The organism is Aquidulcibacter sp. (genome assembly GCF_049239865.1).
Lineage (GTDB): Bacteria > Pseudomonadota > Alphaproteobacteria > Caulobacterales > Aquidulcibacteraceae > Aquidulcibacter.
In genome coordinates this window covers 1-2,187 of sequence record NZ_JBMLTR010000127.1, presented here as the reverse complement: position 1 = coordinate 2,187, position 2,187 = coordinate 1, and the positions used below count along the sequence as shown (strand labels likewise).

General features: G+C 51.9%; 2 protein-coding genes. One reads left to right on the top strand and one right to left on the bottom strand.

Annotated elements, in window-relative coordinates; genetic code table 11:
• The coding region (locus ACOVRA_RS08765) for an NINE protein (RefSeq protein ID WP_421719955.1) at positions 1-222 on the top strand (222 nt) is incomplete at its 5' end.
• An 80-nt stretch (positions 223-302) separates the two neighbouring features.
• Here ACOVRA_RS08765 and ACOVRA_RS08760 read toward each other — a convergent pair.
• Positions 303-2,144 carry a DUF885 domain-containing protein gene (locus ACOVRA_RS08760; RefSeq protein WP_421719954.1) on the bottom strand — a complete coding sequence of 614 codons (1,842 nt, stop codon included), beginning with the start codon at positions 2,142-2,144 and terminating at the stop codon, positions 303-305.
• Positions 2,145-2,187 lie beyond the last annotated feature (43 nt).

Sequence of the window (2,187 nt, the reverse complement as noted above, 5' to 3'; positions counted from 1 at the left end):
TGGTTCTTTTTAGGCTGGCTTGGTGCCCACCGCTTTTATGTCGGTCACGGTAAGTCTGGCCTCGCCATGCTGATTTTGACCCTCAGCATGGTTGGCTTTCCGATCTCCTTCTTCTGGTGGCTCGCCGATTCTGTGCGTCTGGGCGGTCTCCTGCAAGAAGAACGCGAACAAGTCCGCGACCGCATTGCGCGGGAGACCTTAGAGGTGCGGGAATTATATTAGAGGCGTCGCAACGTTTGACAGATGTACCGCTTCTCCGACTCCGCTGCGAGCGAAGAAGCGATACCTGACAATTGAAGCCGTCAGCTAGCCTTGCGCTTGGCAATATAGTCGTCAACGATCCTTGGAAGAACCGTAAGCGGGACAGAGCTGCTATTAAGAACAGCATCATTAAATCCCTTGATGTCGAACTTTTCGCCCAGCGCGGCCTTTGCGCGTTCGCGTTGTTCCAGTAAAGCCTTCATCCCAAGTTTATAGGCACAGGCTTGACCAGGCATCACCATGTAGCGCTCGATTTCGCGGGTTACATCTGTCTCGCTCATGCCGGTTGCGCCAACCATATAGTCAATCGCTTGCTCGTGGGTCCAACCTTTGGCGTGCAGGCCCGTATCGACCACCAAACGTGCGGCACGGAAGATTTCAGCTTGTAGCCGTCCTAGGTCTCCCAAGGGGTCATTCTCATACATGCCCATATCTTTGGCGAGGCTCTCAGCATAGAGCGCCCAGCCTTCCGCATAGGCGGTATAGAGCGTTTGCTGCCGTAAGAATGGCAAGCCAGGAAGCTTTTGGGCAACGCTGATTTGATGAAAGTGGCCCGGAATCCCCTCGTGATAAGCAAGGGTTTTCATGCTCCAAGTCGGTGTTTCCTTCACATTGCGCAGATTGGCAAAGAACCGGCCAGGTCGCGAACCATCAAGTGCTGCCGGCTCAAAATAGGCACCTGCAGAGCCTGCTTCGGCGAAAGCTGGCACGCGGACAACCTCAAGCTTTTGCTTCGGGATGATGCCAAAATATTGCGGCATCTTCTTTTGAATATCCGCCAAAATGACGTTGTAATCGGCAAGGATTTTTGCGCGGCCTTTCTCGCTATCCTCATAGAGAAAGCGTGGGTCTTCGCCCAATTGGATCATGCGGGTGCCAACGCTACCAGACGTGAATCCTTGTGACTTTAGGATTGCATCCATTTCGGTGGTTAAGCGTGCAACTTCCGACAGACCATATTGATGGACCTGATCTGCCGTCATGTCTGTCGTCGTTTGTTGTTGCAGCATCAAATTATAATAGGCCGCACCATTTGGCAGCCGGGCTACGCCCGCTGCGGGGTTCTTTGCAGCGATCGGGCGGATTTCGCTAAGCACTGCGGCAATGCGATTATAGGCCGGGTAGACTTGATCTTTTACTGCAGCCTTGGTTCGGTCCAACAAAGCCTTTTTCTTGTTCGCATCAATATCCTTGAGCGCATCTAGCTTTTTGGCAAACTCTGTCACTAAGGAATGCGCCTCAGGCGCAGGCTTTAGAAAATCAGTGATCGTTTCTTGCGTGCGATCAATAACTTCAACAGGCGGCGTGGCACCCAACTTGGCTTGACGACGCACTTCTGCCACGCCTTGATCCATAACGCGGGCTAAGGCTTCAACGCGCTGCACATAGGTTTCAGCCGTCTTGGCATTTTTGATGGTGTGGGACGATTGCAGGAAGCCAGGCAATTGTGTTTGCAAGCCCGTCATCTGATTGAACGGATACGGCCCAGAAACACTAAGCCATTCAAAAGGCTTAAACTTCTCGCTCGATCCAAACTGGTCAATCAGAATATCATAGGTAATTTGGTCCTGGAACGAGAGCTTGCTTTTATCCCATTGCTGGACTTCCTTTAGGTACGTATTGGCTTGGGCATAATCCTCATCCCGCTTGGCAATGGTGACATCCGACAATTTGCCCGAATGCGTGTCCAGAAAGGTTCCGTCGATCAAGCCCAAGGACGTGAAAATCTCTGGGTTTCGAACGACGAACGCTATGGCTTGCCGATTGGCCAGTTGATTCATCGAAAACGGCTTGCCCCAGCCAATTTTGTAGCCAACAAACAAACCGGTAACGAGCGTGCCAAGCAACACCCATCTCAATACGCGCCAAATGGATTTGAACATAGCTTACCCCTTAGAAAGCCCGACGACACTCCGAACACATCTG

Excerpts from the sequence above, each read along its gene's own strand:
- ACOVRA_RS08760 (WP_421719954.1), bottom strand. The coding sequence starts at position 2,144 with ATGTTCAAATCCATTTGGCGCGTATTGAGATGGGTGTTGCTTGGCACG.